Origin of the sequence: Segatella copri (assembly GCF_019249795.2) — a bacterium.
Taxonomy (GTDB): Bacteria; Bacteroidota; Bacteroidia; order Bacteroidales; family Bacteroidaceae; genus Prevotella; species Prevotella copri_B.
The window spans coordinates 1,497,393-1,523,141 of record NZ_CP156891.1 but is presented as its reverse complement, the minus strand read 5'-3'; the positions used below and the strand labels follow the sequence as shown (position 1 = coordinate 1,523,141).

At 47.1% G+C, this 25,749-nt stretch carries 19 protein-coding genes; 9 read left to right on the top strand and 10 right to left on the bottom strand.

What is annotated here, in order from left to right; all coding sequences use genetic code 11:
• Positions 1-136 precede the first annotated feature (136 nt).
• From KUA48_RS06750 to KUA48_RS06735, 4 genes are all read right to left on the bottom strand, one after another.
• Complete coding sequence (locus tag KUA48_RS06750) at positions 137-1,030, bottom strand: hypothetical protein (RefSeq protein ID WP_218432049.1); 894 nt, start codon at positions 1,028-1,030, stop codon at positions 137-139.
• A gap of 63 nt (positions 1,031-1,093) precedes the next feature.
• Positions 1,094-1,540, bottom strand: coding sequence for a DUF6108 family protein (locus KUA48_RS06745; protein ID WP_218432047.1), 447 nt, complete (start codon positions 1,538-1,540; stop codon positions 1,094-1,096).
• A 66-nt stretch (positions 1,541-1,606) separates the two neighbouring features.
• Complete coding sequence (locus tag KUA48_RS06740) at positions 1,607-2,143, bottom strand: hypothetical protein (protein WP_218432046.1); 537 nt, start codon at positions 2,141-2,143, stop codon at positions 1,607-1,609.
• A gap of 16 nt (positions 2,144-2,159) precedes the next feature.
• Positions 2,160-2,660 carry an RNA polymerase sigma factor gene (locus KUA48_RS06735; RefSeq protein ID WP_218432045.1) on the bottom strand — a complete coding sequence of 167 codons (501 nt, stop codon included), beginning with the start codon at positions 2,658-2,660 and terminating at the stop codon, positions 2,160-2,162.
• 113 nt (positions 2,661-2,773) lie between these two features.
• On the opposite strand from KUA48_RS06735, the gene KUA48_RS06730 reads away from it, so the two are divergent.
• A complete protein-coding gene (locus KUA48_RS06730; RefSeq protein WP_334649275.1) occupies positions 2,774-4,396 on the top strand; it encodes an L-lactate permease in 1,623 nt (540 codons plus the stop codon).
• 84 nt (positions 4,397-4,480) lie between these two features.
• Here KUA48_RS06730 and KUA48_RS06725 read toward each other — a convergent pair whose 3' ends face one another.
• The gene (locus KUA48_RS06725; protein WP_153072783.1) at positions 4,481-5,425 is read right to left on the bottom strand and encodes a DMT family transporter; all 945 of its coding nucleotides are present in this window, start codon (positions 5,423-5,425) and stop codon (positions 4,481-4,483) included.
• A gap of 176 nt (positions 5,426-5,601) precedes the next feature.
• Here KUA48_RS06725 and KUA48_RS06720 point away from each other — a divergent pair, with 176 nt between their 5' ends.
• Together KUA48_RS06720 and KUA48_RS06715 are read left to right on the top strand one after the other, a co-directional pair.
• On the top strand, positions 5,602-6,420 hold the full coding sequence (locus KUA48_RS06720) for an AAA family ATPase (RefSeq protein ID WP_118255589.1): 819 nt from the start codon (positions 5,602-5,604) through the stop codon (positions 6,418-6,420).
• 39 nt (positions 6,421-6,459) lie between these two features.
• Positions 6,460-7,458 carry a DUF4435 domain-containing protein gene (locus KUA48_RS06715; protein WP_118255590.1) on the top strand — a complete coding sequence of 333 codons (999 nt, stop codon included), beginning with the start codon at positions 6,460-6,462 and terminating at the stop codon, positions 7,456-7,458.
• A 94-nt stretch (positions 7,459-7,552) separates the two neighbouring features.
• Here KUA48_RS06715 and KUA48_RS06710 read toward each other — a convergent pair whose 3' ends face one another.
• The 4 genes from KUA48_RS06710 to dxs form a co-directional block, all read right to left on the bottom strand.
• Positions 7,553-8,512: a type I phosphomannose isomerase catalytic subunit gene (locus KUA48_RS06710; protein ID WP_118255591.1), complete on the bottom strand. Its 960-nt coding sequence runs from the start codon at positions 8,510-8,512 to the stop codon at positions 7,553-7,555.
• A 187-nt stretch (positions 8,513-8,699) separates the two neighbouring features.
• Positions 8,700-10,157: a TrkH family potassium uptake protein gene (locus KUA48_RS06705; RefSeq protein WP_218432042.1), complete on the bottom strand. Its 1,458-nt coding sequence runs from the start codon at positions 10,155-10,157 to the stop codon at positions 8,700-8,702.
• Between the two features lie 30 nt (positions 10,158-10,187).
• Positions 10,188-11,531, bottom strand: coding sequence for a Trk system potassium transporter TrkA (gene trkA / locus KUA48_RS06700; protein WP_218432041.1), 1,344 nt, complete (start codon positions 11,529-11,531; stop codon positions 10,188-10,190).
• Positions 11,528-13,420: a 1-deoxy-D-xylulose-5-phosphate synthase gene (gene dxs, locus KUA48_RS06695; protein ID WP_218432038.1), complete on the bottom strand. Its 1,893-nt coding sequence runs from the start codon at positions 13,418-13,420 to the stop codon at positions 11,528-11,530. Before dxs ends, trkA begins: the two co-directional genes overlap by 4 nt.
• A 178-nt stretch (positions 13,421-13,598) precedes the next feature.
• Here dxs and KUA48_RS06690 point away from each other — a divergent pair, with 178 nt between their 5' ends.
• The 5 genes from KUA48_RS06690 (at position 13,599) to KUA48_RS06670 (ending at position 23,623) form a co-directional block, all read left to right on the top strand.
• A complete protein-coding gene (locus KUA48_RS06690; protein WP_218432036.1) occupies positions 13,599-15,005 on the top strand; it encodes an aminopeptidase C in 1,407 nt (468 codons plus the stop codon).
• Between the two features lie 125 nt (positions 15,006-15,130).
• Positions 15,131-16,414 (top strand): serine dehydratase subunit alpha family protein, encoded by a 1,284-nt coding sequence (locus KUA48_RS06685; RefSeq protein ID WP_118255595.1) that lies wholly within the window; start codon positions 15,131-15,133, stop codon positions 16,412-16,414.
• Positions 16,415-16,717: 303 nt separating this feature from the next.
• A complete protein-coding gene (locus KUA48_RS06680; protein WP_218432034.1) occupies positions 16,718-19,894 on the top strand; it encodes a TonB-dependent receptor in 3,177 nt (1,058 codons plus the stop codon).
• Between the two features lie 33 nt (positions 19,895-19,927).
• Complete coding sequence (locus KUA48_RS06675; protein ID WP_153094202.1) at positions 19,928-21,937, top strand: RagB/SusD family nutrient uptake outer membrane protein; 2,010 nt, start codon at positions 19,928-19,930, stop codon at positions 21,935-21,937.
• A 333-nt stretch (positions 21,938-22,270) separates the two neighbouring features.
• On the top strand, positions 22,271-23,623 hold the full coding sequence (locus KUA48_RS06670; RefSeq protein ID WP_117663854.1) for an ATP-binding protein: 1,353 nt from the start codon (positions 22,271-22,273) through the stop codon (positions 23,621-23,623).
• Positions 23,624-23,757: 134 nt separating this feature from the next.
• On the opposite strand, the gene KUA48_RS06665 is transcribed toward KUA48_RS06670, so the two are convergent.
• Positions 23,758-24,657, bottom strand: a complete 900-nt coding sequence (locus KUA48_RS06665; RefSeq protein ID WP_153094201.1) for a diaminopimelate dehydrogenase — start codon at positions 24,655-24,657, stop codon at positions 23,758-23,760.
• Positions 24,658-25,117: 460 nt separating this feature from the next.
• On the opposite strand from KUA48_RS06665, the gene ruvA reads away from it, so the two are divergent.
• Positions 25,118-25,732, top strand: coding sequence for a Holliday junction branch migration protein RuvA (gene ruvA, locus KUA48_RS06660; RefSeq protein WP_153072778.1), 615 nt, complete (start codon positions 25,118-25,120; stop codon positions 25,730-25,732).
• Positions 25,733-25,749: the final 17 nt, after the last annotated feature.

Sequence of the window (25,749 nt, the reverse complement as noted above, 5' to 3'; positions counted from 1 at the left end):
ATTGGCATCAGACTGTTTGTTCTGATTGACGCTGCAAAGGTACGGCGATTTTTTGGATTCTGAAATAGCATATGAGTAGTATTCCTGCTACCACGTTTGTGGTATTCGGGTGTTTTTTTCGATTTTTTGAGAGAAATTACAGTCTAAATCCTAAGCCGATGGTCATCGGGTAGCACTCGGGAGCCTTGGTCTTGTTGAGCAGCGGGGTTACTCCGGCACGGGCGTAGAGCATCACTCCTGAGTAGCCGGCACGGGCTTCCAGGTTCAGGCCGATAGGGTTGAGGTTGATATCGCCCGTTTCGGTATGCTTGTGCTTGCCTATGAAGTAGCGGGAATGCTCGTGCCAGCGGTATTCTACCGATGGACCTAACGCCAGGAATGCATCATGGCATCCTATGCGCTTCTGCCACTCCAGCATGATAGGCAGGCGGAGCACATTGTAGCTGATATAGCTTTTCTTCAGCGTCTCGCCATCTATCGGAGTCATTGTCGATACCCCGTTTTCGGTGCTTAATACATAATTGTCCTTGAAATGGTGGTGTACCTGTCCGATGGAGAGAGAGGAGGTGAGTGCCATTTCGTTGGAAAGGCGGAAGCAGAGACTGGTGAGGGTGATGCCCCATTCCCACGACTTGGAGTCGCGACTGTGCATCTCGTTGTTGCCTCCCATGCTTCCCCTGCTGCCTGGCAACTGGCTGCAGCCGAAGAAGAAGGTTGGATAATGACTCTCCAGACTGCGCTTGCGCTTGCTCAGGGTCTGAGGGATGAAAGGCGAGGTGACAAATACCTTTTCTACTTCCTGACCATCTACGAATTGGGTTTCGGAAATCTTGGTCATCTCGTTGCCGTTCATCTTATATATCTTCACAGAAGTCTGTTCACCATCCTGCTTGATGACGATGTTCTGGTCGTTCACTCTGATTGTGGTGTCGTTAGCCTCTACAGAGGCTGGTGCACTGTTGCTGTTGGTTTCAGCAAGGGCGACGGCTGGCATCATGGCAGCCATCATCATTACGTTTTTGATATTCATAATACAATATTTTATGTTGTTTCTTATTCTTATTGAGAAGATTCCTGTAGGAAGATGTTGCTTCTATCTTCTGGAATAGCAGAGTTGCATGATATCTTCGGGCGACAGGTCGCCTTCTATATAAATCACGGTTCCCTTGCTTTTACTCGGGTTACTGAAGAGGATGAAGCGGTTGTCGCCATTGCTCAAGGGTGTCATCATGTAATAGCCGCTCACCATCTTGCCATTCTCCACCACCTCTCTGATTTTTTTCGCAGCCTTGCGGTCGGACTTCAGATAGTGGGCTATTTCCGTGGCATGGTTCTTATATACCAGGCTCTTGTATATCTTGAGCCTGTAACCTTTGAGTTGCGCATTCTGCATCGTAACCATCTTGCATCCCTTGGCGTGTCCGAAGCGTTGGAATATGCTTTTTACGTACAGCCCCTCCTGGGCATTAGCCGAAATCGAGGCTACCACGATAAGAAGCAGTCCGATGAAGAAACGTTTTATCAAGTTGCATCGTTTCATATTCTATACCTTATTATATATATTATACTTTATAGTTTGAATGATTGTTTCATCTAAAAGATGAATTTATTGTTTCATCATATCCAGGGCACTGAATGGATCTTCGGAATCTGCCGAAACATCTTCCAGGGCATCCAGGGCTTCGTTATGAACGAACTCCTGGTCGGTATAAACCTTTCCATCGATAACCGCATAACATTCAGGCTGAGGCTGGGCTATCTTCTGGATGCCCACAATCAGGAATGCGATGATAGCGGCGGCTGCCACAGAAGTGCCGAAATATTTGAGCCATCTGCTACGAGAAGCTTCCTTCTTTGGGAGTTCTTCCTTCTCGATATCTTTTTTTTCGAAATCCTCCTCCTTCTCTTCTTCTTTTAGAATTAGAGAAAGATTCATCTGTTCGAATCCTATATAGCTGAAGAGGGCGCGATAGGATTCCCATTCTTCAGGAATATCATTGCCATGCTCTTCGAAATATTTTCTGAGCGTTGCCTCTTCCTCATTGGATGTGGCACCATCCATATACTTGTCGAGCAAGTCCTGTATCGTCTTGAATTCATCGATATCCTTGAATTCATCGATTCTTTTTATTTTATCGTTCATATTCTTTCCTCCTTCTTTATTTTGTTCTGTTTTGTTTCACGATATTCATATAGGTCTCTCTGATTTTGAGTCGGGCTCTGGAGAGATTCTTTCGGAGATTATCGGCAGTGCATCCCGTTATCTGCATGATTTCATCGGCAGTATAGCCTTCTATCTCCTTCATGCGGAATATCTGCTGCTGCAAGGGCGGAAGCTGTGCCACTATCTGTCTGATGAGGTTTACCTCGTCCCGTTGCTCTGCCCGCCGGTCTTCTATGGGTACTTCCATTACCTTGTCGGTGGTGAAGTTCCGCTCCTCATGTCGGCACTGGTCATAAAACTTGTTGCGCATGATAGTGATGGCTAGAGCCTTGAGGTTATCTTCTGCCTTGATGTCATGGCGCATGTCCCACAGCCTGAGCATGACTTCCTGCACGAGGTCTTCGGCATTGTCGTCACTCTCAGTCAACCTTAGCGCATACGCTTTCAGGTCGCTGCGCATCGGTAGGATAATATGGTTGAATTCTTCTGTTCTCATAACCTTTACACTCTATAGACGTATGAAATTGAAAAATCGGACATCTAAGAAGAAATTTTTTCAAATAATGCTTTCTTTTTTCAAAGAAAAATGTTATTTTTGCAGTCATAAACATAAAATTTAGCAATCGAAAACATTATAACACTGAATGGCTTATGGCATCAATTGTTTCTATTATTCCCATCGTGTTGCTGTTCATCCTGATGCTCGGCTTCAAGATGGCAGGTCATAAAAGCGCCTTGCTGACGCTCGTAATTACCGTGCTGCTTGCTCTCTTCGCTGCTTCGCAGCTGGGCATGATTGCCCCGGAACATGCGGAGGATAGCGTGATCGCCCTGACGGGATGGGCGGTGGTGGAAGGCATCCTGAAGGCGGTATTCCCGATTCTCATCATCATCCTGATGGCTATCTACAGCTATAATATCCTCGTGGAAAGCAAGCAGATAGAGGTGATCAAGAGGCAGTTTACATCGATTACCGATGATAAGGGACTGCTCGTGCTGCTCCTCGTATGGGGATTCGGCGGACTGCTCGAAGGTATGGCGGGCTTCGGAACGGCGGTGGCGATACCTGCTGCCATCCTCATCGGACTCGGATTCAAACCGATGTTCTCGGCTCTGGTATCCCTGATTGGTAATACCGTGGCTACGGGATTTGGTGCTGTGGGTGTACCGGTTACTACGCTCTGCAATGAGGTGGCTGAAAGCGGATCGGCTTCGGCGGCACAGATTTGCGAGACTTCGGCATTCGCCATTATCCAGCTGTCACCTCTCTTTATCCTCCTGCCTTTTATTATCTTGACGCTTACCGATAAGCATAATCTTATCAAGAATCTCATCATCGCCCTCTGGGTGGGAGTGATTTCCGTGATAGTGCAGTTTGTCTGCGGCTATTATCTCGGTTCCGAGACTCCAGCCATCATCGGTTCGCTGGCAGCCATTATCGCCATCATCGCATACGCCAAGGTATTTGCCAGAAAGAGCAAGGTGCAGGATAAGGAAACCTTTACGCTTGCCGAAAGCCTGAAGGCATGGAGCGTTTACCTTTTTATATTGATATTTATCCTGGTTTCCGGAGCACTCTGTCCTCCGGTCAATGCTTTCCTCAAAAGTCATCTGGTGAGTGCGGTTCATCTGCCTGTGCTCGACAGCACCTTTAAGTTTGGCTGGATTTCCAATGCAGGACTGATGCTCTTCCTGGGTGCTACGATTGGTGGATTGATTCAGGGATTGAGCCTCAAGAGATTGATGGTGATTCTTGCCCGTACCACGGTGAATCTTCGTAAGACGGTGGTGACCATCTGTTCGCTGATAGCCCTGGCAAGTGTGATGAACTATTCGGGAATGATTACTGCCATCGCCTCAGGACTGGTGGCAGTAACGGGAGATTTCTATCCTCTGGTTGCGCCGATGATTGGTGCCATCGGAACCTTCGTTACGGGGTCTGATACCTCTTCGAATATCCTCTTTGCCAAGCTCCAGGCTCATGTTGCCAATCAGTTGGGTATGACGGGGCAGAGCACATTCTTTGGTATGGAGGGTGGTCAGGAAAACTGGCTGGTTGCTGCCAACACCACGGGAGCCACGGGTGGCAAGATGATCAGTCCGCAGAGCATCGCCATTGCTACTGCAGCCTGCGATATGGAGGGAAAGGATGGAGAGATTCTCCGCTCGGCCATCCCATACGCCCTACTTTATATCGTATTGGGCGGACTGATGGTTTACTTCGGTTGCTGATCTTCTTTTCTTATATAAAAAACTGTCCTCATCTGTTATCTCAGATGGGGACAGTTTCAGTTTTATAAATCGACATTATATCTTTTAAGCATGTCTTTTCTCGTAAGCCAGACTGTGGTCGTGCTTGTCGATATCATTTTTTGATTTGCTCTTTACCACGAGCCATACACCGGAGAAGATGAGGATGGCCGCAATCGCCTGCATACCCTTGAATACGGCGAGACCCACGATAACACTCACGGTAACCGATACCAGCGGCTGCACATAATTATATACACTCACCACGGTAGGGCGCAACGTCTTCTGACCAATCATCATGCAGATGTAACCCAGAAAAGTGCCGAAGAAGATGACGTAGCCCGTTTCCCACCAGGTGCTCATCGGAACCTGGGCGAAAGGAATGTCCGATACGTGTCCTATCGTGAAAGGCCAGATGAAGAGGGTTGCCCAGGTAAACATCCACTTGTTCACCGTGAAGAGCGAATACTTCTGAACCAGCGGCTTGAAGAGTGCCAGATAGAGAGCGAACGAAAGCTGTGCCGAGATGCAGAGCAGGTCGCCCCAGATATTTCCTACCTTAGCATTGCCAGCCGTAGCACTCGTCAGGATGATGATACAGGCTCCGCTGCATCCCATCAGCACACCGATAGCCTTCTTCCAGGTGATAGGTTCCTTCAGAATCAGGAACGAGAGAATCATGGCGAAGATAGGCATCGAAGTAGTCATGATGCTGGAGTTGCTTGGCGAGGTGAGACTCAGACCGATGGTATAGCAGCATTGGTTGCATACCAGTCCGAATATGCCGGCACCTGCCATCTTGATGATGTCCTTGGTAGGGATATGTTCTCTTTTGGTGAAGAATGATGCTATCCAGAAGAGGAGGGCACCACCCAATACACGGAAGCTCACCAGGTCGATGCCGTCGATGCCGTGAAGCATGGCATCCTTGCCTACGGGAGCCATCAGTCCCCAGAATGCGCCGGAACAGAAGAGGCACAGGTGGGCGATAAGAGGTCGTTTGTTATCCATTTTTTCCTTATTTCTATTTAAATCTTCCTATTTTTGAATAAAATCGAGTGCAAAGGTACAAAAATTCGAGGAATTTTGCTATATTTGCGGTATATTTTTTGAAACTTAAAGGAGTTAAGAAGTTAAGACAATAGTCTTTTTCCGTTCTTGACTATTAAAGATAGGAGATTATTCTTATGCAGAAATATGCTGATTATATCAAACAGATAGAGATTGAATCTCTCTGGAGCGGTACCAAACATATTCTTTGGAACCTCGACCGCCGTGTCAATATCCTGAGTGGTGTAAACGGCGTGGGCAAGAGTACTATATTAAATAAGGTGGTAAAGGGTCTGGCGGCTGGCGGTGAATTCCCTAGTCACATGATCAAAGGTGTGCATCTGAAGGTGGAGCCGGAGGAGGCAAAGTGGATTAGATATGATGTAATCCGCTCGGTAGATAGACCATTGATGAATGCCGAGATGATCAACAAGATAGACCTTACCCTGGTTACCGAACTCGACTGGCAGCTCTTCCAGCTGCAGCGCAAGTATCTGGATTACCAGGTGAACATCGGCAACCGCATCATCGCCGTCTTGCAGAGTGGCGAACCGGATGCAGCCTTCAAGGCTCAGAAACTGAGTGAACCGAAGAAGATGTTCCAGGATATGGTAGATAATCTTTTCAAGGATACCGGCAAGACCATCATCCGTACTGCCAACGAAATCCGCTTCAACCAGATAGGCGAGCAGCTCTCGCCTTATCAGCTCTCGGCTGGTGAGAAGCAGATTCTTGCCATCCTCCTCACCGTGCTGGTGGAGGACAACCAGTCATACGTCCTCTTTATGGATGAGCCGGAAATCAGTCTTCACTTCGAATGGCAGAAGCTGCTCATCGGTCTGGTGCTGCAGCTTAATCCGAATATCCAGATCATCATGACCACCCACAGTCCTGCTGTGGTCATGGATGGATGGACCGATAGGGTGACGGATGTGAATGATATTACGATTTCGTAATGTTGAATGTTAAGTGTTGAATGTTGATTTTTTCAGCTTATGGCTAAACGTTTAACCGATAATATCAATTCCCAGTTCTTCGAGGCAGCCAACAGGATGACCTCGAAGAAGGCTCGGCGCAAGATTGTGGCTTACGTCGAGAGCTACGATGATGTCTTCTTCTGGCGTTCTGTACTGGGAAAGTTTGAGAATGAAAAACGCTATTTTGATATCATGCTGCCTACCCGTAACCAGCATTTAGACCGAGGCAAGAAGGCTGCTATCTCCAGTATGCTGAAGGGAGTAGGTAGGGATATGATAGCCTGTGTAGATGCCGATTACGATTATCTGCGTCAGGGCTCAACCGAGTCTTCCCAGCAGATGTTGGAGAATCCTTACATCTTCCATACCTATGCCTATGCCATTGAAAACTTCCAATGTTATGCCAGAGGATTGCACGAAACCTGTGTGATGGTGACGCTCAACGACCGTCGCATCTTCGATTTCGAGCGTTTTCTTGAGTCCTATTCCCGTACCATCTGGCCCCTCTTCTTATGGCACATGCTGTTCTATGTGCGTCATCGCAAGATGTCGATGCATTTTGATATGGCAGAGTTTGATAAGGTCATCATGCTGCCTTCTGTCCGAATCCAGGATCCTAAATGGGCGATAGATTATTTGGGAAAGAAGGTGCGGGCAAAGCTGTTCCAGCTGGAGCGCCGCTTTAAGAAGTTTAAGGATGAGTTGGATGAAATGGCTCTTTACCTCAACAATCTGGGTGTAAACGAGAGCAATACCTATTTATATATACAGGGTCATCATCTCTTCGACCTGGTAGTTAGTCCTATCGTCCAGAGCGTTTGCGATGCTTTGCGCAACGATAGGGAGAATGAAATCCGCGACCGTGCCCTCCATTCCGAGCAGGCTCGCACCGAAATGGCATGTTATGAGAATAGTCTGGGCAAGGTGAAGATGATGATGAAGAAGAACACCTTCTACCAGTTCTCTCCCGAATTCCAGAAGATACAGGCGGATGTGGAAAAGTATTTGGAAAGGTAAAAAGGATATTTAAAGGTAAAAAGGTAAAAAGAAAGCAGGCAGATGACATCCCGCCAGGCTCTTTTTACCTTTTTACCCTTTTACTTTTTTACCTTTAAAAAACCTCCAGGAACTTTAGGGTTCCTTCTATCTTCAATGTCTTGGTGCTGGCAGGAACTACGATGCTCTCGCCGCCCTGGAGCGTAATCTCGTTACCCTCGTTGTCGGTAATCTTAGCCTCACCCTTCAAGCCAATCAGAATCACGAAGCTGTCCAACTCTGAATAATCCAGCGTCATTGGCTCATCGAGATCATAAACGGCTGTGGTGAAGTAAGGGCACTGCACCATGCTTACACCCTGGTTCTTGGCAGGAGTGTAGTGCTGGCGATAGTCTGGCAATACGGTGTAGTCAATGCACTCGGCAGCTTCCTTGGTGTGGAGCTGGCGATAGTTGCCATCCTTGTCCTTGCGCTTGAAGTCGTAGATGCGATAGGTAACATCGCTGGTCTGCTGAATCTCGACAACGAAACAGCCTGTTCCGATGGTGTGGATTCTGCCGGCTGGGATAAAGAAACAGTCACCTTCCTTCACGTTATACTGAGCCAGGGCATCAGTGATGGTATCATTCTCCACCATCTCCTTGTACTGCTCAGGAGTAATCTGCATCTTCAAGCCGTTGTAGAGCTTGGCATCCGGCTCGCATGGCAGCGCATACCACATCTCGGTCTTGCCGCGTTCCTTACCTTGCTTCTTGGCAATTTCATCATTAGGATGCACCTGGATAGAGAGGTCGCGGTTGGCATCGATAAACTTGATGAGCAGTGGAAACTCATTGCCGAAACGCTTGTAGTTCTCTTCTCCGAGGAAGCTTCCCTTCCGTTCTGCAACAACCTCGTTGAGGCTCTTGCCCTGCATCTCGCCATCGGCTACGATGCTTTCATTTCCTGGTACTCCAGAGATTTCCCAGCTTTCTCCCACATTCTCTTGCTTTACGTCGAGATGTTTGAAAGTGATAATCTTACTGCCACCCCAGATGGTGGATTTTAATAGCGGTTGAAATTTTAATGGTTTCATTTTTACCTGTATTTAGTTTATAAATGTACTCATAAGTACGGTTTCTTACTCTCGGGTAAGGCTCTTGCTGAACCTATACCTTATTATATATAACGCTTTTTGTGCGAAATATACTTAGTCTAGTAAGCGTATTTCTTACTTCAAATATCAACTTCTCTTTTATTTTCTAACTCCCCCTCTGGGTATGTTAGTTCTCTCTCCAGAATGCTGGCGTTAAGATAACCAGCACACTGAATATTTCCAGACGACCGATGAGCATCATCAGCGAGCAGAACCATTTTGCCACATCCGGCAGTTCGCTCCACGACATGGTTGGTCCGATTTCCGTACCCAGCGTAGGTCCCACATTACCCACACAACTCAGGGTGATGGTGATGGCATTGGTATTGTCGATGCCCATGGCTATCATCGTGAACGATATCACCAGACAGATGATGAGATAAGTGGTGAGGAAGGCAAGCAGCGTAACACGCTTCTGCATCGGTACGTTCATACCATCAATCTTCAATGGCAGCACGGCGTTAGGATGCAGAATCTGGCGGAATTCATTCTTCACCATTCTTACCAGCATCACGCCACGGATACATTTCAAACCTCCACTCGTACTGCCCGAGCAGGCTCCGAAGAACATGCAGGCTGCCAATACCACCCAGGTAACGTGAGGCCACACAGCAGCATCGTCGTTAAATAATCCCGTGGTGGTGATGAATGATACCACCTGGAAGATGGCGCTGCGGAAGGCATGTTCCACATCGTAGTTGCGCATCGCTATCAGCTCTACCATGATGAAAGCCGTGAAGGCTGTAACGAGGAGCATATAGAACTTAAACTCAGAATTCTTGAACAGATCTTTGATCTTGAATTTGATGACGGCTGCATAGAGCAGGGTGAAATTAACACCCGACAGGAAGCAGAAGAAGGCACAGATGTATTCCAGCGCCGGCGAATGGAAAAACGAGGTACTACTGTTATGTGTAGAGAACCCTCCTGTAGCCGTAGTGGTCATCGCATAGTTGAAACTGTCGAAGAGATTCATTCCTGCCACGTAGTAGGATGCGATGCAGGCAATGGTGAGCATCAGATAGATACTCCATATCCATTTAGCCGAAGTGGAAAGCCGGGGATGCAGTTTTGTCTTGATAGGTCCTGTAGCCTCGGCAGCAAACACCTTGGTCTGTCCTCCTACAAGCGATGGCAGCAGGGCGATGGTGAAGAACACGATTCCCAGACCGCCTATCCATTGGGTGAGCGAACGCCAGAAAAGCAGTCCGTGGGGGAAGCATTCTACATCGTCTAATATCGTGGCTCCCGTTGTCGTAAATCCCGACATGGTTTCAAAGTAGGCATCGGTAAAGTTGTTGATGTATCCACTTATCATGAAGGGGAGGGTTCCGAAGAAACTGAATACAATCCATGAGAGCGTTACCACGAGATAGGCATCACGGCGCGACATTGAGTTATCTGCTCCGTGTCCTCGCCATTTCAGCACCAGTCCGCCTCCGATGGTGGTAAGTGTTGCCACAATGAAGGCAAAGATGTCATCCTGCTGGTAATAGAAAGCTACCAGCAGACTGACGAAGAGCAGGAATGCTTCTATGAAAAGTAGTTGCCCTAAAACCTTATATATTAATTTTCTGTTTATCATATATGAAGTATGTCTCTATCTCCTTCGCGCTTATATGAAGTATTTCTCAATTTTCTTCATGTTGATGTTGTGGCAGAAAACCATCACCGAGTCGCCCGGTTCTATCTGTGTATTACCCGAAACGAGCATTCCTTCTTCACCGCGAACCAGTCCACCGATGGTTACACCGATAGGCATGCCGAGTTCCTTCACCGGTTTCTTGGTTACCTTCGAACCTTCTTTGGCTATAAACTCAGCCACATCGGCGTTAGCGCTCATCAAGAATCTCACGTTCATCACGTCGGCATCGAGCATCATCTGGTAGATGTAGCTGGCGGCAATCATCTTCTTGTTGATAATGGTACCGATATCCAGACTTTCTGCCATGCTCACGTAGTCTACGTTTTCTACGGCAGCCACCGTCTTGCGCACCCCCATTCTCTTGGCGGTAAGACAGGCCAGGATATTGGTTTCGGCGTTACCGGTCAGTGCCACGAAGGCTTGAGTATTACGGATACCTTCTTCTACGAGCAGCGGAATGTCACGTCCGTCACCATGAATGATGAGCGTCTTGTTCTCATCGAGAATATCGTTGAGATATTCGCAGCGCTCCTCGCTCATCTCGATAATCTTGCATTCCATATATTCCGGCATCTTCTTCACGGCTCTTACGGCTGTGCGTCCGCCACCCATAATCATCACGTTCTTCACATCCACATAGTGCTCCTTGCCTACAATCTTGCGGATATATGGGATGTAGTTGCGGGTGGTCATGAAGTAGGCGAGGTCGTAGAGTTTCAGCTCGTCGTTACCGCCAGGGATGATGGTATCACTGCCTCGCTTGATGGCTACCACGTGATAAGGGTCGTTAGGACCGCTGATGTTCTTGAGCGGTTCGTTCAGTATCTCGCATCCTTCGCGCAGTTTGATGCCGAGCATGACGAGTGCGCCGTCGTGCACATCCCAGCGCTGACGTACCCAACTCATTTTCAGTCCGTTATTGATATCTACGGCTGCGAGCATCTCCGGATAAATCAGTTTGCTGATACCTAATTCTTTGAAGAATTCCTGAGCCTGCTGATCCATATATTCCGGATTATCCACGCGGGCCACCGTTCTTTTAGCACCCAGGTTCTTGGCAAGGATGCTAGCTGTGATGTTGGTACTTTCTACCGGAGTAACGGCGATGAAGAGGTCGGCATCTGCAACCCCCGCATCGCGTAAGATGTGAAGACTGGTAGGCTTGCCCAGCATGGTGAGCAGGTCGCAGTCGGAGCCAATGCTTGCCAGGCGCTCTTCGCTTTCATCGATGAGCGTAATCTCTTCATTGCTGCGTGACAGGAGTCTCGCCAGGTGAGTACCTATGGCATATGCGCCAGCTATGATTATTTTCATTTCTTAATTGCTTCTTTGATTGCTTCTTTATCGAGATGCACGATTTCTCTGAGCTGTGCCACGGTTCCGTGCTCCACAAACTCATCTGGCAATCCCATTCGGGTCATCTTTGGCTGATAGTCATGGTCGTTCATCCATTCCAGTACGGCTGAGCCCATACCGCCCATACGAACGCCGTCTTCGATGGTGATGATGCGGCTGAACTTTTCGCCCACCTCTTTCAGAATGTCTTCATCGAGTGGCTTGAGGAATCGCATATCGTAGTGGGCGATGCTCATTCCGGTTTCGGTTTCTACCTCAGCGATAGCCTGAGCGGCATCGTTTCCGATAGGACCGATGGTAAGAACGGCTACATCGGTGCCGTCTTTCAGCTTTCTGCCGGTACCGGTCTTGATTTCCTCCATCGGGTTGCGCCAGTCTACGAGCACCCCCTTGCCTCTAGGATAACGGATAACATAGCTGCCATGATCTGGCAACTGGGCTGAATACATCAGGTTGCGCAACTCATGCTCGTTCATCGGAGATGCGATGGTGAGATGCGGAATCGGACGGAGAGCCGCCATATCGAAGGCACCATGATGGGTTGGTCCGTCTTCACCTACCAGTCCGGCACGGTCCAGACACATGATAACCGGCAGGTTGAGCAGTGCCATGTCGTGGATGATGTTATCGTAGGCACGCTGTACAAACGAACTATAGATATTGCAGAATGGGATGAGTCCGTCTTTCGCCATACCTCCTGAGAAGGTGACGGCATGCCCCTCGGCAATACCTACATCGAAGGTACGGTTTGGCATCGCCTTCATCATGATGTTCATGGAGCATCCTGTAGGCATGGCTGGCGTCACACCTACAATCTTCGGGTTCTTCAGAGCCAGTTCCAGCAGCGTCTCACCGAAAACATCCTGATATTTAGGAGGCTGGTTACTGGTATCGGCAATGATTCTCTCACCCGTTTCCGGATCGAATTTGCCTGGCGCGTGCCAGATGGTAGCACTCTTCTCGGCAGGTTCGTAACCCTTTCCCTTGGTGGTATGCAGGTGCAGCAGCTTAGGACCCTTCATGTTCTTAAGCTGTTTGAGCACTCTCGCCACTTCCTTCACGTCATGACCATCGAAAGGTCCGAAGTAGCGGATATTCATACCCTCGAAGATGTTCTGCTGATGACTCAGTGCCGACTTCAGTGCATTGTTCAGGCGCAGGATGCCCTTCTTGCGGTCTTCGTTGAGATAGCCTTTGGAGTGCAGCCACTGCGATGCCTTGAAACGGAGGCGGTTGTAGGTCTCGTTGGTATCGAGGTTCAGGAGATATTTCTCCATACCGCCCACAGCCCGGTCGATGCTCATATCGTTGTCGTTCAGGATGATGAGCATGTCGTTAGGTGTACTTGATACGTTGTTCAGTCCCTCGAAAGCCAGTCCGCCGCTCATGGCTCCATCGCCAATGACGGCTACCACGTGCCTGTCGGTATCTCCGTTTTCGCGTGCGGCAACGGCCATACCGAGTGCTGCGGAGATGGAATTGCTCGCATGTCCGCAGGCGAAGGTATCATATTCGCTTTCTAAAGGTGTAGGGAATGGACGGATGCCGTGCAACTTGCGGTTGGTACAGAAGTTTTCGCGGCGTCCTGTTAATATCTTATGTCCGTAGGCTTGGTGTCCCACATCCCATACAATACGGTCGTATGGGGTGTTGTAGATATAATGTAGGGCTACGGTTATTTCCACCACGCCAAGAGAGGAGGCAAAATGACCGGGGTTGACGGCAACCTCGTCGATAATGTCTTCTCTTAACTCTTTGCAGACTTGTGGCAGCTGGTCAATGCTCAGCCGTCTCAAATCTTCCGGGTATTTTATACTATTTAATAGACTAAACTTGTTCTTGTCCATGTTTTCTTCGTGAAAATCTTGTGCAAAGATAATGCTTTTTTCCTATATAAAGCACTTTTGAGACAATATTTTCGCTTTTTCCGATTATTCTTTGTATTTTTGCAAAGGAAATTTCTGAAAAAGGAATGAAATCCGGAATTAGTTATATAACAATAAGCAAATAAATACCTTTATCGTGATGAGAAAAAATGTATTACTTTTGGGAGCCATGATGATGGCTTCCATGTCTCTGATGGCGCAGACCAAGGGTGGCGGCATCAGTCAGTCTGCTCTCCAGCAGATGGAGAAAAGCCAGCAGTCAGGTATCGCCAACAAGGCACTCTTCAATGCGATTGCCAACAACAACATTGATGACCTTGTGAAGAATCATGCCAACGAGGCCCCGGTTGATACTCATTTCAGCATCGAGACTCCTTCGCAGAGCATTCACAACCAGAAGAGTTCGGGCCGTTGCTGGATGTTCAGCGGTTTTAACGTGCTCCGTTCTAACTTTGCTGTCAATGACAAGCAGGGTAGAGTGGTGGAGTATTCTCAGGATTACCTCTTCTTCTATGATCAGCTGGAGAAGGCTAACCTGATGCTTCAGGGTGTTATCGACCTTGGCAAGAAGAGCATCGAGGATCCTCAGGTGCAGTTCTTCTTCAAGAATCCGCTCAATGATGGCGGTACTTTCTGTGGTGTTGCCGATTTGGCAAGCAAGTATGGTCTCGTACCTATGAGTGCCCAGCCTGAGACTTACTCAAGCAACAATACTTCCAAGATGAGCCGTCTCGTAAGCAGCAAGCTCCGCGAGTATGGTCTGGAACTCCGCAAGATGGTGGCTCAGGGCAAGAAGTCGGCAGCTATCCAGGCTCGCAAGAACGAGATGCTCGGTCAGGTTTATCACATGCTGAGTCTTACTCTCGGCGAACCGGTAAAGGAATTTACCTATGCTTTCCGCGACAAGGACGGCAAGCAGATTGGCGAGGCAAAGAAGTATACTCCTAAGAGTTTCTATGAGGAAACCGTAGGCAAGGATCTCAACGGTACCTTCCTGATGGTGATGAACGATCCACGCCGTCCTTACCACAAGACATACGAGGTAGAGTACGACCGCCACACCTACGATGGTCATAACTGGAAGTATCTGAACTTGCCTATGGAGGAGATTGCCCAGCTCGCCATCGCCTCTCTAAAGGATGGTCATAAGATGTATTCAAGCTATGATGTGGGCAAGCAGCTCGACCGCAAGCGCGGCTATCTGGCACTCGACAACTTCGACTATGGAAGCCTCTTCAATACCTCATTTCCAATGAACAAGGCTGACCGCATCGCTACTTTCGATAGCGGTTCTACTCATGCCATGACGCTGACAGCTGTAGATCTCGACGCCAATGGCAAGCCTGTAAAATGGAAGGTGGAGAACAGTTGGGGTGCCGACAATGGTTTTGCCGGTTGCTTCATCATGACTAACGATTGGTTCAACGAGTACATGTTCCGCCTGGTAGTAAACAAGAAGTATGCTTCTGAGCAGCTCTTGAAGGAATTCGACCAGAAGCCAACCATGCTGACTCCAGATGATCCTCTGTTCCAGTTGGAAGACTAATTCATCAAGAAATATAGATTTAAACCGTATTTTTCTCGAGAAAAGAGAAGAATACGGTTTATTTTTTGTATTTTTGTACCCGAAATAATGGTAAGAACGTTATTTATATAAAAGTTATATAGATTATGTTAGAGAAAAGTAAGCGTGAGCGCATCATTGCGCTCGTTAATAAAGAGGTGGTTCCTGCCATCGGCTGTACCGAACCGATGGCTGTGGCACTATGTACAGCCAAGGCTGCTACTACATTGGGCAAGCGCCCTGAACGTATTGAAGTTCTTCTGAGTCCTAATATGCTCAAGAATGCGATGGGTGTCGGCATTCCTGGTACGGGTATGATCGGTTTGCCTATCGCCGTATCGCTGGGTGCGCTCATCGGAAAGCCTGAATATCAGCTGGAAGTGTTGAAAGACCTCACTCCCGACAGTCTGGAGCAGGGCAAACAATATATCAAGGATGCGGATATCAACATCAAACTGAAGCAGGGTGATGTGGATAAACTCTATATCGAGGTAATCTGCTATGCCGGCAACGGCAGAGCTACAGCTATCATTGCCGGTTCTCATACCAACTTTGTATATGTAGAGCGTAATGGTGAGGTGATTTTTGACAAGCGTGGTGGAGCTGCGGCTGATGTGGAGAATGACGATATCCAGTTGAATCTCCGCTTGGTTTACGAATTCGCAACCACCGCTCCGCTCGATGAGATTCGCTTCATCCTCAAGACCAAGGAATATAATATGAAGGCTGCCGAGGAATCTATCAAGGGCAACTATGGCCACTGCCTGGGCAAGACGATGGACCGTCCGTTGAGTCATGGCATCTTCGGTAATAACATCTTCTCTCACATCATCTCCCGTACCGCTTCTGCTTGCGATGCCCGTATGGGTGGTGCCATGATTCCGGTGATGAGTAACAGCGGCAGTGGTAACCAGGGTATCTGTGCCACCAATCCTGTGGTGGTTTATGCCTTGGAGAACGAGAATACTGAGGAGGAGCTGATTCGTGCCCTGATGCTCAGTCATTTAACGGCTATCTATATCAAGCAGAGTCTGGGTAAACTCTCAGCTCTCTGCGGTTGCGTGGTAGCCAGCACGGGTAGCAGTTGCGGTATTACCTATCTGATGGGTGGTGATTTTACCCGTATCTGCAACTCAGTCAAGAATATGGTGGCAAACCTTACCGGTATGATCTGTGACGGTGCCAAGCCAAGCTGCGCCCTGAAGATCTCATCGGGTGTGAGTACCGCCTTGCTTTCTGCTCTTCTTTCCATGGAGGGTAAGTGCGTGACTTCTGCCGAGGGTATCGTGGATGATGATGTGGATAAGTGTATCCACAACCTCACCTCTATCGGTGCCGATGCGATGAAGACCACCGATGATATGGTGCTTGATATCATGACACATAAATAATTAGGTATCATGACGCATAAATAAATAGAAGTGTAGATTTTACATTATTTATAACTAGAAGATAAAAAAGGCTCGCAAGAATTACTCTTGTGAGCCTTTTTTTAGAATGTTTTCTTACTTTTTACTTAAAAAGTATTAAAATAACGATTTTTTTTCATTAAAAACCGGTTCGTATTAAAAAATAGTATATCTTTGCAGCGTCAAACTTAAATAATTGAACATTGGCTAACTTAAACAAGTAAGCCGAATAACATCGGCTGAATTAAATTATTGGACCAAATAACATTTTTTAAACTATATCTTATGATTAGACAATTATTCACAGTAAGTACTATGATTATGGCTCTTGGTATGACTCCTACCCAAGCGTATGGGGGAACTCGTATCCAGGAAACTAATCAGTCCAAGAACGGACAATGCACTGGTACCATTATTGACCCTACAGGTGAGCCAGTAATTGGTGCTACTGTTACAGTTAAGGGAAAGCAGGGTGGAACCATCACCGATTTGGATGGTAAGTTCGTGCTTTCTGATGTTCAGCATGGTGCAACCGTTTGTATCAGCTACATTGGTTTCGAGCCGGTGGAGATGGTATGGAAGGGTGGTGACATCAATGTAACCATGCAGGAAGACAACAAGACTCTGAATGAGGTCGTTGTTGTCGGTTTCGGTACTCAGAAGAAGGTAAACCTCACTGGTGCCGTTTCTACCGTTGATTCCAAGACCCTCGGTGCTCGCCCAGTCAACTCTGTAGTTGACGCTCTTCAGGGTGCAGTAGCCGGTATGAACTTCTCTACACCAAGCAGTGGTGGTACTCTTAATTCAACCAAGTCTTTTAATATCCGTGGTACAGGTACTATCGGTGCCGGTTCTTCTGTATCTCCACTCGTGCTCATCGACGGCATGGAGGGCGATATGAACGCACTCAACCCACAGGACATCGAGAACATTTCTGTATTGAAGGATGCATCTGCTTCTTCAATCTACGGTTCGCGTGCTGCCGGTGGTGTAATCCTTATTACTACCAAGAGTGGTAAGAAGGGTAAGGCTTCCATTAACTACAACAACTCATTCCGTTTTGATTCTCCACTCAACATGCCGGAGATGATGGACTCTTACACATGGGCTAAGTACATGAATGATGCTTCTGTTGCTAGTGGTGCAGGTATCTGGTTTACAGATGAAAAACTCGAGCAGATCAAGAAGGCTCAGAGTGATCCAACCATGCAGAAGATGTTCAAGAACAGCAACAACCGTTGGGAGGTTTGGGACAATACGCCACTCTTGCCTCTTGGTAATACCGACTGGCTCAAGGAGCAGTTTGGTACCAGCTTCTCTCAGGAGCATACCTTGAGTATCAATGGTGGTGATGATCGTTTGCAGTACTATGTGTCTGGTAACTATCTCAACCGTGGTGGTCTTCTCCGTCATGGTGATGATAGCATGCAGCGCTATACTATGACAGGTAAGATCAATGCACAGATAACCAAATGGTTGCGCATGACCTACAATACCCGTTTCTCACGTCAGGACTTCGATTCTCCTGGTGATTTGATCAATGGTACAGATGTGTTCTTCCACGATATGTGCCGTTATTGGCCTATTTTGCCAACTACCGATCCTAATGGTAACTGGTTGCCAGAGTCTTATATCGGACGTCTTCAGGATGGTGGCCGTGCCAAGAACCAGGCAGACCGTCTCGCACAGCAGCTTTCTTTTGTTGCAACACCTGTAAAGGGCCTGACTCTCAATGCTGAGTTGAACTATCGTATTGTTACACAGTTCAATCACCGAGACTGGCAGACCACATACGGCTACGACTGCGACAACAATCCATACGTAGATAGCAACGCCACATCAAGCGTGTATGAGTATTCATTCAAGTCGAACTATTTCAACCCTAACCTCTTTGCAGAGTACAGCCATTCGTTTGGCGATCACAATATGAAGGTAATGGGTGGTTTCCAGAGTGAGTGGTTCCGTCAGCGCAATATCACAGCGCGTCAGAACGGTATCATGTCTGGTCTTCCTACTCTCGATACAACAACCACCAAGCCAAGTGTAGGTGGTGCATATAACTCATGGACTACAGCCGGTTTCTTCGGTCGTATCAACTACGATTATGCAGGCCGTTACCTCTTCGAGGCTAACCTCCGTTATGATGGATCTTCACGTTTCCTCCGCGAGAACCGCTGGAACTTCTTCCCATCATTCTCTGCAGGTTGGAACATTGCCCGTGAGAAGTTCTGGGAGCCATTGACTGATTACGTAAACACATTGAAGCTCCGAGCTTCTTGGGGTCAGTTGGGTAACCAGAATACTGATAACTGGTATCCTTTCTATCCAACCATCGGCTTCTCTTCTCAGGGTGGCAACTGGTTGATCAATGGCGCTAAGCCAAATACCGCTTCACAGCCAGGTCTCGTATCTTCTACTCTTACATGGGAGAAGAGCCGTACATGGGAAATCGGTCTCGACTGGGGTGCTTTCAATAACCGCCTCACCGGATCGTTCGGCTACTATCAGCGCAAGACATTCGACATGGTAGGTCCTGCTCCTGAGTTGCCTGTTATCCTCGGTGCCAATCCTCCAAAGGTGAACAACCTTGATATGACATCTAAGGGTTGGGATCTCCAGATTGGCTGGCGTGACGTAATCGGTGAGGTAAGCTATGGTGCATCTCTCGTATTGAGTGATAACCAGGTGGTCATCGATAAGTATCCTAACCCATCTAAGAACCTCGGTTCATATTACGAAGGTGCTAAGCTCGGAGACATCTGGGGCTTTACCACAATCGGTATTGCACAGAGCCAGGAAGAAATGGATGCACACCTCGCAAAGGTTGACCAGAGCGCACTCGGAAGCGGCTGGACAGCAGGTGATATCATGTATGCCGACCTTGACGGTGATGGTAAGGTAAATACAGGCGAGAATACAGCCGGCAAGCCTGGTGATAGAAGAATTATCGGTAACTCTACTCCTCGCTATAACTTTGGTTTGAACCTCGATGCAGCTTGGAAGGGCTTTGATATCAAGGTGTTCTTCCAGGGAACCCTCAAGCGTGACTACGCTGCAGGTGGTGCTGTATTCTGGGGTGCTATCGGTCAGGGTAAGTGGCAGGCTACCGGCTTCAAGTTCCACGAGGATTACTGGCGTGAGGATAACAAGGGTGCATACTACCCACGTGCTGACTGGGGTGGTGACCGCAACATCCAGACTCAGACCCGTTATCTGCAGAATGCAGCTTATGGTCGTTTGAAGAACCTCACCATCGGTTATACCTTGCCAAAGTCAATCACAAGCAAGGCTTATATTGAGAATCTTCGCTTCTTCGTATCTGGAGAGAACCTCTTCACCATCACTAACTTCACAGAGGCTGGTGATCCAGAGCTGATTGGAGCAGGTTATGATGGCGGTAAGATTGGTCAGACCTATCCATTGTCAAAGACATTCTCATTCGGTCTTAGTGTAACATTCTAACTTATCATTTAGATTATAGAAAGGAAACAATTTATGAAAATTAAATATATTTCAATGCTCTTATTGGGCGTGACGCTCGGTCTGACAAGTTGCGATGACTATCTTGACAAGGAGCCTGAAAGCAACGTGACACCTGCGTCTTTCTTTACTAGCGCAGACGACCTGGCAGCCTACACCGTGAATCTCTATGGTGTATTGACAAGTATTGCTCCTGGTAGCTATGGTATGAGTACCTTTGCTTACGATAATGATACTGATAACCAGGCGGGAACCGGTTATTCTAGCCGTTGGGTTCCTGGAAACTGGAAAGTAGGTCAGAGTGGCGGTGCCTGGGATTTCGGCAACATCCGTTCGGTGAACTATTTCCTGGATCAGGTACTGCCAAAGTTCGAGGCTAAGCAGATTAGTGGTGCTGAGGCTCATGTACGCCACTACATTGGTGAGGCATACTTCCTCCGTGCTTACCTTTATTTGGACAAGTTGCAGTCTCTTGGCGATTTCCCTATCGTGCTCACAGCGCTTCCTGATGACAAGGAGACTCTTGTTGAGGCTTCAAAGCGCCAGCCACGTTATAAGGTAGCTCAGCAGATTCTCGACGACCTTGATAAGGCACTCGGTCTGTTGATGGAGTCTGCCCCTGGTGGCAAGAACCGCATCTCTCGCGATGCTGCCCTCCTGCTCCGTTCTCGTGCAGCTCTCTTTGAGGCTACATGGGAGAAGTATCACAAGGGTACTGCGTTTGTGCCAGGTGGTCCAGGATGGCCAGGCAAGGCTGAGGATATCCAGGGATTTGACATCGATTCTTCCATCAATCACTTCCTCGATGAGGCTATGAAGTCTTCTAAGGAATTGGGTGATAAGCTCGTTGATAACCTTGTAGAGAATACGGATACTCCAGAGGGACAGAATGCTAGTTTGGCAAGTATCAATCCTTACTACACCATGTTCTGTGACAAGGATATGAGTGGCTATAGCGAGGTTTTGATGTACCGTGCTTTCGATAAGGACAAGGCTAACGTAACTCACAACATCCAGATGCAGCTCCAGCGTAATGGTGGTGGTACTGGTTGGACACGTGGATTGGTTAACTCATTCCTCATGCGCAACGGTCTTCCTATCTATGCAGCAGGTTCAGGTTACAACCCTGAGTGGGAGAACCAGGGCATCAAGGCTACTCTCCAGGATCGTGACTCTCGTATCCAGATATTCACCAAGATGGATGGTTCTGTAGAGAACTATACAAGTGATGGTGCTAATACCGTTGATCTCTCTTGGACAGTAAAGGGTAACAATGAGACTCGTATCGTTACCGGTTATGCTGTGAAGAAGGGTAAGAACTATGATGTTCTGCAGCAGCTCAACCACGACTATGGTCAGAGTGGTAGCATTGTATTCCGTGGCACAGAGGCTCTCCTCAACTACATGGAGGCTTCCTGGTTGAAGAACAATACTATCGACGCCACAGCTGATAAGTACTGGCGTGCTCTCCGCACCCGTGCCAAGGTAGATCCTGATTACAACAAGACCATCGCAGCTACCAACATGCAGGAGGAGGCTAAGTGGGACTTCGGTGCTTACTCTCATGGTCAGTTGGTTGATGCTACTACTTACAACATCCGTCGTGAGCGTCGTGACGAGTTCATCGGTGAGGCTTCCCGCTGGGAGGACTTGATCCGCTGGCGTGCTTGCGACCAGGTAAACGGTTACCAGATTGAAGGTATGAAGTACTGGGGTACTGTTTACGAGGGCACATGGCTCGATGGTGAAACCAACCTCGCTATCGTAGATGTTGAAGGAGGTAAGGGTAATATGAGTGATAAGACCATTAGTGGCGACTATATCCGTCCATACCAGATTTCCAAGATTAACAACCAGGTATTTGATGGTTATCACTTTACTCCTGCTCACTATCTGTCTCCTATCGCACAGAGCGTATTCCGTCAGACAGCAGCGGGTGACCAGACCGATCTTACCACATCTGTAGTTTACCAGAACCCAGGTTGGCCATTGGTTGCCGGACAGGGTGCAACTGCAGTAGAGTAAAGCGTGTGCACATATTCATTCGGCTTATGTCTTGAAATAAAAAGCTCAAGGCATAAGATACTAAAAAGGCTCGCAAGAAGTTTCGATTTCTTGCGAGCCTTTTAAGATTAAGAAATATTAAAAAACTGGCTTTTCCTTGGAGATAATCGCGGATATGTGTATATTTGCACCATCCGATAATCGCGGATATGTGTGTATTTGTGCTATCCGATAATCGCGGATATGTGTGTATTTGTGCTATCCGATAATCGCGGATAGGTGTAAGAAACGGAAAATATTAATCGCGGATAGGTGTATTTATCCGATATAATTAATCTAGGATAGGTGTAAATTATGAGAAGAAAAGTATATGATCAACTCAAGAAATGGAAGGAAGAACAGAACGGAGAAAGTGCTGTTCTCATCAATGGTGCCCGCCGAGTAGGAAAGAGCTATATCGTAAAGGAATTCGCTCAAGAAGAATACAAGAGTTATATTTTGCTTGACTTCAATAAGATAGGAAAGAACATAAAATCCTTGTTCGAAACCTACCTGGATGACTTGGATACATTCTTTATGTATTTGAGCAGTTTCACCAATACACCTCTATATCCAAGAGAATCGGTTATTATCTTTGATGAAGTGCAATTGTATCCTCGGGCTCGTACTGCTATCAAGTATCTGGTTGAAGATGGACGCTACGATTATATCGAGACTGGTTCGCTTGTTTCTATCAAAAAGAACGTTGAGGATATCATGATTCCTTCTGAGGAGGAAGAAATATTGATGTATCCTATGGATTTCGAGGAGTTCTTGTGGGCATTGAACAATGAAACCTTGATGCCTCTTATACGAATGAACTTTCAGAAAAAGCATGAGATGGGACAGATGATGCATCGCATGGCAATGGACTATTTCAGACAGTATCTTATTGTTGGAGGAATGCCACAGGCTGTAGCTAAATTTGTAGAAACTCGAGATTTCAATAAGGTGGATCGTGTGAAGCGACAAATTCTTACCTTATATCGTAATGATATTCAAAAGTATGCTTCAACTTATGTATTTAAAGTTACCCAGATTTTTGATACAATTCCTTCTCAACTTCAAAAACATGAGAAGAAATTTATGTTGAAAGCACTTACAGAAGGGGCGAGAATGCGGGATTATGAAACGGCTTTCTTTTGGCTGGCAGATGCCATGATAGTCAATATGGCCTATAATACGACAGAGCCAAGCATCGGTCTTGGAATGAATACCGATGATACGACATTGAAATGCTATATGGCTGATACGGGTTTGCTCATCAGTCATGCTTTCAATGAAAATACGATAGTATCTGAAAACTTATATAACAAGCTTCTGGTAGATAAACTGGAGTTCAATGGCGGAATGATAGTTGAGAATATTGTGGCTCAGATGTTACGTTCGGCAGGGCATAAGCTGTATTTCTTTTCCAAATATAGTAAGGATGATGCCAAAGAAAGGATGGAACTGGATTTCCTGATAGCCAAAGATACAATAACGTCAAAGCATAATATTTCACCGATAGAAGTGAAGTCAACTAATAGATACACGCTCACTTCTCTCAAAAAGTGCATCGCTAAATATGATAGTTATCTGGCCACTCCGTATGTTTTGCATACGGCTGATTTGAAAGTAGAGGAGGGGATTACTTATTTGCCATTGTATATGACAGGGTTATTATAAGTGGTTTTAGTTGAATGGAAAAGGCTCGCAGGAAATCGAAATTTCTTGCGAGCCTTTATTATTTGCTAAACTTTGAATCTGAACCAGTTAAACTAATCATAAAGTTCAATGTTCAAACCTCAAAGTTCAAAGTCTTATACGAGTGTTGCAACGACTTCCTCACGGGTACCTGGCAACATGTCGATGACAGGAATCTCTGGCATGGTGTAGCAACCTGGCTGGAGACGGAATGAAGCGCGAGCCACGTTAACCAATACCTGAGCTGTGAGGGCTGGGTTGTTGATGCTCATGTTGAACTCGAAGCGCTGGTTCTGGGTCTTGCCAGATACACCCTTGCGAACGAGGTTCACACCATGACCCATATCCTTTACATCATCTACAGATGCTACGGCGAATACGTGGGTCTCATCGTGAGCGAAGTATGGATCGGCCTTGATTTCGGCTGTTACATCCTCAAGCTTGGCACCTTCTTCCAACTCTACGTATACCATACGACGGTGGATACCCTCACCCAATGGGATAGTTACAGAGAGCGCTTCCTTTACGCCCTTCTTGCCACGAACACAAACTGAGTGACCCATACTCATACCAGGACCGAAGTTGGTGTATGTCAAGCCCTTAGGTGCAAGGCTCTCCATCAGAACACGTACGATAGAATCAGAACCTGGGTCCCAACCAGCAGAGATAACGCTTACCTTGCCAGCCTTCTTGCAGTTTTCCATCTGCTTGGTACGGTAGTCGAGGATGCTGGTGTGGATATCGAAGCTGTCTACGGTATTGATACCGAGGGCAACGATCTTCTCTGCATACTCAGGGCAAGAGCGGGTAGGGGTTGCGAGGATAGCAACATCTACATCCTTCAACTTGGTGATGTCATCTACTACTTCATAGTTTGCCAACTCAGCTGGTTTGTCCTTGGCACCCTGGCGACGTACAATACCTGCAATCTCAAAGTCAGGAGCTGCTTCGAGTGCCTCAACAGTAAACTTACCGATGTTGCCGTATCCTACTACGGCTGCTCTAAATTTCTTCATTGTCTTATTTCTTTTATTTTGTTGTTTTAATTTCTTTTATTTGTTGCGGTTTAGTCATCCAACGGATATGTTTTCCGCTCTTCATTCTATTTCCGGTTGCAAAAGTATAGCTTTTTCTTGAAATACGTGACGTTTTAATAGAATTTTAACTCATAAAAGTTGCAAAAAGTAGTAAAATCATAGTTTTTAGGTATGAATAAGCGGAGATTTGTAAGGTATCTGTAGCAAGAGCCTTACAGTTTCGTTATTTTGTTGCGAAACATCATACATTCCCTTTCCGATACCTCCCGATGTGCTTTGAATTACGTCGGGACGTAGCTTTTGCTGCGTCCCGACGTCTCTGGCTCTGCGTCGGGACGTATTACATGCTACGTCGGGACGTAATTTTATGGAACTCTATTACAATAATCCCGCCCTTCGCACGTTATTAATATATTAATTTAATTAGGAGAAAAAGAAAATGATAGAATATATTCATGGCGATCTGACAGAGCTGACACCTGCACTGGCTATTGTTGAGACTGCGGGGGTGGGCTACGGACTCAATATATCGCTCAATACATATACTGCCATTCAGGGCAAACAGGAAGTGAAACTCTATGTTCACGAAGTGCTGGTGGCTGGTGGAAGAGATGACTCTTTCACCCTTTTCGGCTTTGCTACCAAACAGGAACGTGAACTCTACCGCCTCCTCATCACCGTTTCAGGAGTAGGCGGAAATACGGCCCGTATGATTCTCTCTTCACTCTCGCCACGCGAACTCTGCGAAATCATCTCTACTGGTAACGACAAGATGCTGAAAACCGTGAAGGGTATCGGACTGAAGACTGCACAGCGAATCATCATCGACTTGAAAGATAAAATCGTGAGCCTCGGCATTGCTGACGAACTGCCAGCCAGCGGAGGTAATGTGGTGATGGTAAACAATGACGTAAAGGATGAGGCGGTAAGCGCCCTCACCATGCTCGGCTTCTCGCCGGCACCATCTGCCAAGGTAGTAGTAGATATCCTCAAGGCACAGCCTGATCTCCCGGTAGAACAGGTTGTGAAACTGGCATTGAAGCAAATCAAATAAGTTAGGAGTTTTTTATC

What these genes read in the sequence shown, in the direction of transcription:
- KUA48_RS06670 (WP_117663854.1), top strand. Translation starts at nt 22,271, where the DNA reads ATGAGAAGAAAAGTATATGATCAACTCAAGAAATGGAAGGAAGAACAG.
- KUA48_RS06715 (WP_118255590.1), top strand. Translation starts at nt 6,460, where the DNA reads ATGGCTAAACGTTTAACCGATAATATCAATTCCCAGTTCTTCGAGGCA.
- KUA48_RS06720 (WP_118255589.1), top strand. Translation starts at nt 5,602, where the DNA reads ATGCAGAAATATGCTGATTATATCAAACAGATAGAGATTGAATCTCTC.
- dxs (WP_218432038.1), bottom strand. Translation starts at nt 13,420, where the DNA reads ATGGACAAGAACAAGTTTAGTCTATTAAATAGTATAAAATACCCGGAA.
- KUA48_RS06745 (WP_218432047.1), bottom strand. Translation starts at nt 1,540, where the DNA reads ATGAAACGATGCAACTTGATAAAACGTTTCTTCATCGGACTGCTTCTT.
- KUA48_RS06725 (WP_153072783.1), bottom strand. Translation starts at nt 5,425, where the DNA reads ATGGATAACAAACGACCTCTTATCGCCCACCTGTGCCTCTTCTGTTCC.
- KUA48_RS06690 (WP_218432036.1), top strand. Translation starts at nt 13,599, where the DNA reads ATGAGAAAAAATGTATTACTTTTGGGAGCCATGATGATGGCTTCCATG.
- KUA48_RS06705 (WP_218432042.1), bottom strand. Translation starts at nt 10,157, where the DNA reads ATGATAAACAGAAAATTAATATATAAGGTTTTAGGGCAACTACTTTTC.
- KUA48_RS06680 (WP_218432034.1), top strand. Translation starts at nt 16,718, where the DNA reads ATGATTAGACAATTATTCACAGTAAGTACTATGATTATGGCTCTTGGT.
- KUA48_RS06740 (WP_218432046.1), bottom strand. Translation starts at nt 2,143, where the DNA reads ATGAACGATAAAATAAAAAGAATCGATGAATTCAAGGATATCGATGAA.
- KUA48_RS06710 (WP_118255591.1), bottom strand. Translation starts at nt 8,512, where the DNA reads ATGAAACCATTAAAATTTCAACCGCTATTAAAATCCACCATCTGGGGT.
- KUA48_RS06685 (WP_118255595.1), top strand. Translation starts at nt 15,131, where the DNA reads ATGTTAGAGAAAAGTAAGCGTGAGCGCATCATTGCGCTCGTTAATAAA.
- KUA48_RS06665 (WP_153094201.1), bottom strand. Translation starts at nt 24,657, where the DNA reads ATGAAGAAATTTAGAGCAGCCGTAGTAGGATACGGCAACATCGGTAAG.
- KUA48_RS06750 (WP_218432049.1), bottom strand. Translation starts at nt 1,030, where the DNA reads ATGAATATCAAAAACGTAATGATGATGGCTGCCATGATGCCAGCCGTC.
- ruvA (WP_153072778.1), top strand. Translation starts at nt 25,118, where the DNA reads ATGATAGAATATATTCATGGCGATCTGACAGAGCTGACACCTGCACTG.
- KUA48_RS06735 (WP_218432045.1), bottom strand. Translation starts at nt 2,660, where the DNA reads ATGAGAACAGAAGAATTCAACCATATTATCCTACCGATGCGCAGCGAC.
- KUA48_RS06675 (WP_153094202.1), top strand. Translation starts at nt 19,928, where the DNA reads ATGAAAATTAAATATATTTCAATGCTCTTATTGGGCGTGACGCTCGGT.
- trkA (WP_218432041.1), bottom strand. Translation starts at nt 11,531, where the DNA reads ATGAAAATAATCATAGCTGGCGCATATGCCATAGGTACTCACCTGGCG.